Origin of the sequence: Spirillospora sp. NPDC046719, from assembly GCF_040645715.1 — a bacterium.
Lineage (GTDB): Bacteria > Actinomycetota > Actinomycetes > Streptosporangiales > Streptosporangiaceae > Spirillospora.
In genome coordinates this window covers 1-4,466 of the sequence record NZ_JBEYYT010000612.1, presented here as the reverse complement: position 1 = coordinate 4,466, position 4,466 = coordinate 1, and the positions used below count along the sequence as shown (strand labels likewise).

Genomic DNA, 4,466 nt, shown 5'->3' with positions numbered 1-4,466 from the left:
CAAGGGGACGCTGAAGAAGTCCCCTTGTCCGCCCGGAGGAGGCAGATCACCTTCTGGACGCCGAAGTACCAGGCCTTGGCCGAGGGCCCCACGAAGTCGGTCCTGACCCCGGCGGGCCGGGCGTGGCCCGCGAACGCCTTCGCCGCCCGCCTGCGGCACCCGCGCGCGGCGTTCTCGTCGATGATCTTCTTGCCGGGGTAGGCCCAGGAGACGCCGGAGGTGGCGAGGCCCTCCCACGGCAGGTCGAACGCGGCATAGACCTGTACCTTGTGCGGCTCGGTGCACGGGACGGCGCGGGCCGCCGCGTCCGCGCCCTTCCAGTCGGCGAAGCAGTCGCCGGCCTCGAACTCCTGCAGGGTCTTCCTGGCCGGGTCGAGGGTGGCCGCCAGCGGCGCCGCCAGCGACCCGGTGCCGCCGTAGCGCATCACGCACGTCACATGCCGGTCCCCGGCCCTCCAGGCCGCCTGGTCCGGCTTGTCGAGGTAGACGTCGAGGTCCTCGTAGTACCGGCTCTTCACGAGGAACGCGAGCCGGTCGGTGCACACCTTGGTCGCCTCGCCCGCCAACTTCTTGTCGCCGGGATACTCGGCGTCGTCCGGCAGCGCCGCCTGCGCGACGACCTCGCCGTCATGCGGCTGCGTGCACGGCAGCGCCGTGACGGCCACGTCGGTCGCGCTCTTCCGGAACCCGGCGAAGCAGTCGCCGGCCTGGAGCCGGGAGAGGACGGTCGCACGGCCCTTGCCGCCGTCGCCGGAGTCCCCGTCGCCCGGTGAGAGCAGCATCGCCGCGACGACGGCACCGACGGCGATCCACACCACCGAAGCGGCGAGACCGCCGACCGCCATTCCCCGGCCCTTCTCGCCGCGCCGCCCCGTCTGCACGAACGCCGTGACGGCGAACCCCACCGCCAAGGGCGCCAGCCCGACGACGCCGGCGACGAGCGCCCCCGTGGCCCACCCGTTCGTCCGCCGCCGGAGCACCGTTTGCGACGTCCCCGGCGCCGGGGACTCTCCGGCCCCTTCGGCCCCATGCGCCGCACGCTCCGGCGCCGTCTCGGCGAGCGCCGCGTCAGGCGGCGCCCATGCGCTTCCTGCCCCACCGCTCACCGGAGGCCGGGCGGCGTGGTCGTCCGCGCTCACTTCGGCATCAGCGATCGCGTCAGGGGAGCGCCCGCGGCCTTGAACATGCACAGGATCCTGCGGTCGCCCATCTGCCAGCCCTCCTTCGCGGGATAGCCGAACCACGGCAGGACGTGCTGGGGCGGATCACCCTTGAAGATCTTGGAGGCGCGCTTGGCGCACTCCAGTGTGGCCTTCTCCTCGATCGTCCGTTCGGTCGGGTACTTGCCGCCGCCGCGCATGTCGTACGTGGCGTAGACCTGGTAGCGGTGCTTCTTCTTGCAGTCGACGAGGTTCAGGAGCGCGCCGTCCTTCCAATCGTCGATGCAGTCGCCGGCGACCAGCTGCGTGTAGGTCCGCGTTCCCCATTCCGCGCTGGTCAGCGGCGCGGTGAGCTTTTCGCGGCCGGTATAGCGGAGGACGCAGGTGACGTCGTGGCGGCCCTTCGTCCAGGTGCCGCGGCGGGGGCGGTCGATGTGCAGTTCGAGATCGTCGGCGTAGCGGTTGTTCATCAGGAACTCGGTCTTGTCCTTGCACTCCTTCGTCGCCTGGGTGACGAGTTCCGCGTCGCCCGGGTACGGGACGTCGGGCAGCGTGACGACGGCGCCGATCTCGCCCTCGTGGGGCTGGGTGCACGGCGTCTTGGTCACGTAGACGCTGTTGAGGTCCTCTTCGAGCCCGGTGAAGCAGTCGCCGGCGAGCAGGGTGGTGACGCGCGGCTTGCCGCCCTTGGCGGCCGGGGCCTCGTCGCCGCCGCCGCTGGCCTTGTCCAGGACGCCCGTGGCCAGCACGAGGGCGGCGGCGGTGATCCAGGCGGCGGACGCGGCGAGGCCGACGGAGGCGAGGGCGCGGCCCTTCTCGCCGCGGCGTCCCGCCTGGACGAACGCCGCGACGGCGAAGCCGATGGCGAAGACGACGAGGCCGAAGAGCCCGGTGACCAGCGCGACGATCGCGAACGGATTCGTGCGGCGGCGGCCGGGCGCGGGTGGCGGCCCGAGCGGCCCCGGCGCCCCCGGCGGCCCCGGTGGGCCCGCTGGGCTGGGCAGGGGCGGCGCGGGCGCGGCGGCGTGCTCCGGCGGCGGGGGAGGCGCGGCGGCGCCGGTGTCCGGCGGGGTCCAGGCGTCCGCGGCGGACGGTTCTCCGGGGGTCTCCTCGACGTCGTCAGCGTCCGGTGGCATTGTCACAGCGGGAAGGTACGCGACCAAGGTCACAAATCGGGCTTTCCCGGCGGCCGTCGCCAAGTTGTGATCATGGCGCTCGGGCACCGTTCACCCGCCGATGATCTCCCTCTCGCCCGCCGGACATCCGACCCTGATGATCTTCTGCCGATCGGTCCGACCCGGCGGAAGGTGCCTCGTGTCTCGAATGTCCCGACGGCTGGCCGGGGGCGCGCTCGCCCTCGCCGCCCTCACGGCGGGGACGGTGCCCGCCGCGCACGCCGGGCAGCCCGGCCCCGTCGACGTGCAACTGCTGTCCATCACCGACCTCCACGGCTACCTGCAGCCCCCCAACGACGCCGCGAACGGGCAGGTGACGCTGCCGGACGGGACGGTCCTGAAGGTCGGCGGCGCCGCCTACAACGCCGCGCACCTGGAGCGGCTGCGGGAGGGCAGGCGGAACTCGATCCTGTTCTCGGTCGGCGACAACTTCAGCGGCTGGCCGTTCGAGGTCGACGCGTTCCGGGACGAGCCGACGATCGAGGTGCTCAACAAGCTCGGCGTCCGGTTCTCCACGGTCGGCAACCACGAGCTCGACGTCTCCGCCGGGTTCCTCAAGGACCACATGATGAAGGGCCGCTGCTTCGGGGAGGTGGACGTCGACAGCTGCTTCACCGACTCGACGGGACACCGGTTCCGGGGCGCCGACTTCCCCTTCTACACCGGCAACATCGTCGGCGCGAAGACCGGGAAGCCGATCCTCAAGCCGTACAACATCGAGTGGGTGCGCGGGGACGGAGGCCGGAGGATCCCGGTCGGGTTCATCGACCTGACCGTCCCGGACACCCCGACCGGCTCCACGTCCTACCAGCCGGACCTGCGGTCGCTGCCGCTGCTGGAGACGGCGAACCGGTACGCGGCGGAGCTGAGGCGGCGCGGCGTGAAGGCGATCGTGGCGAACGTCCACGACGGCGGCTCGGCGGACGGCGCGGGCTTCGACGGCTGCAAGGACCCGCACGGCCCCGTCATCGACTTCGCGAAGCAGGCGTCCCCGGACATCGACGCGATCTTCACCGGGCACTGGCACGCCGGGTTCAACTGCACCCTCGCCGACCCGGCGGGGAACCCCCGCCCGGTGATCGAGGGCCTGAACCACGGCCGGCTGATCAGCGAGATCGACCTGCGGCTGGACGGCGGGGGCGAGGTCATCCGGAGCGCGACCAGGGCCGTCAACCACCCGGTGACCCGCGACATCGCGCCCGACCCGGCGGTGCAGAAGATCGCCGACTACTGGACGGCGCGCGGGAACGCGCTGGCCGCGCGGCCGCTGGCGCGGCAGACCGGCGACTTCACCCGGGCGCAGAACGGCGCCGGCGAGAGCACGATGGGCGACCTCGCCGCCGACGTCCAGTACTGGGCGGCCGGGACGTCCCGCAAGGGCCGCGCCGATCTCGCGCTCGTCGCGACCAAGCCCGTCACCGGCTCGAACGCCGTCGCGCGGGACCTGCCGTACGCGAAGGGGACCGCCGCCGGCGACGCCGACGGGCGGGTGACGTTCGGCGAGGCGTGGAACGCCTACGGGTACGGCAACCCGATCCTCACCGTCACGGTGACCGGCGAGCAGATCCATCAGGCGCTGGAGCAGCAGTGGCAGGGCGCGAAGTTCGCGCCGTTCGCCGTGTCGGGGAACGTCCGCTACTCCTACGACGCGTCCCGGCCGGCCGGCGACCGCGTGGACCCGGCGGACGTCACGATCGGCGGGAAGCCGCTCGACCCGTCCGGGAAGTACCGGCTGGCGGCGCTCGCCTACACGCTGATCGGCGCGGACGGCTACACCGCGTTCACCGGGTTCACCGGCGCGTACCGCAACGACCTGCCCGACCACGAGGCGTTCGTGGCGTACCTTAAGGCGCACCCGACGATCACGCCCGCGCCGCTGAACCGGGTCGCCCCCGCTGCGAGCTGACCCGCGGCGCCGTGCCGAACCGCGGCGGCGAGCCGGCCCGCGGCGCCGCGCCGGCCCCCGACGGAAAGCGCCCGGGGGGGGGGCGGGGCCCGCCCCCGGCCCCCGGCCCGCGCCCCCGCGCGCGGGCGGCGGGGGGCGGCGCCCGCGGCCCCCCCCCGCCCCGCCTGCAGATGATACACCGCCGCGACGGGAAGGGCGGCAGCAAGCTCCGCGGGAATATCTTCG

General features: G+C 73.4%; 3 protein-coding genes. 1 reads left to right on the top strand and 2 read right to left on the bottom strand.

Annotation, left to right across the window (positions count from 1 at the left end):
- The coding region (locus ABZ914_RS47200; RefSeq protein ID WP_500201172.1) for a DUF4190 domain-containing protein at positions 1 to 980 on the bottom strand (980 nt) is incomplete at its 3' end.
- Positions 981 to 1,135: 155 nt separating this feature from the next.
- On the bottom strand, positions 1,136 to 2,296 hold the full coding sequence (locus ABZ914_RS47195) for a DUF4190 domain-containing protein (protein WP_500201171.1): 1,161 nt from the start codon (positions 2,294 to 2,296) through the stop codon (positions 1,136 to 1,138).
- 187 nt (positions 2,297 to 2,483) lie between these two features.
- Between ABZ914_RS47195 and ABZ914_RS47190 the strand changes: the two genes are divergently transcribed.
- Entirely contained in the window at positions 2,484 to 4,241 is a 1,758-nt protein-coding gene (locus tag ABZ914_RS47190) for a bifunctional metallophosphatase/5'-nucleotidase (RefSeq protein WP_500201170.1), read from the top strand.
- The last annotated feature ends 225 nt before the right edge of the window (positions 4,242 to 4,466 follow it).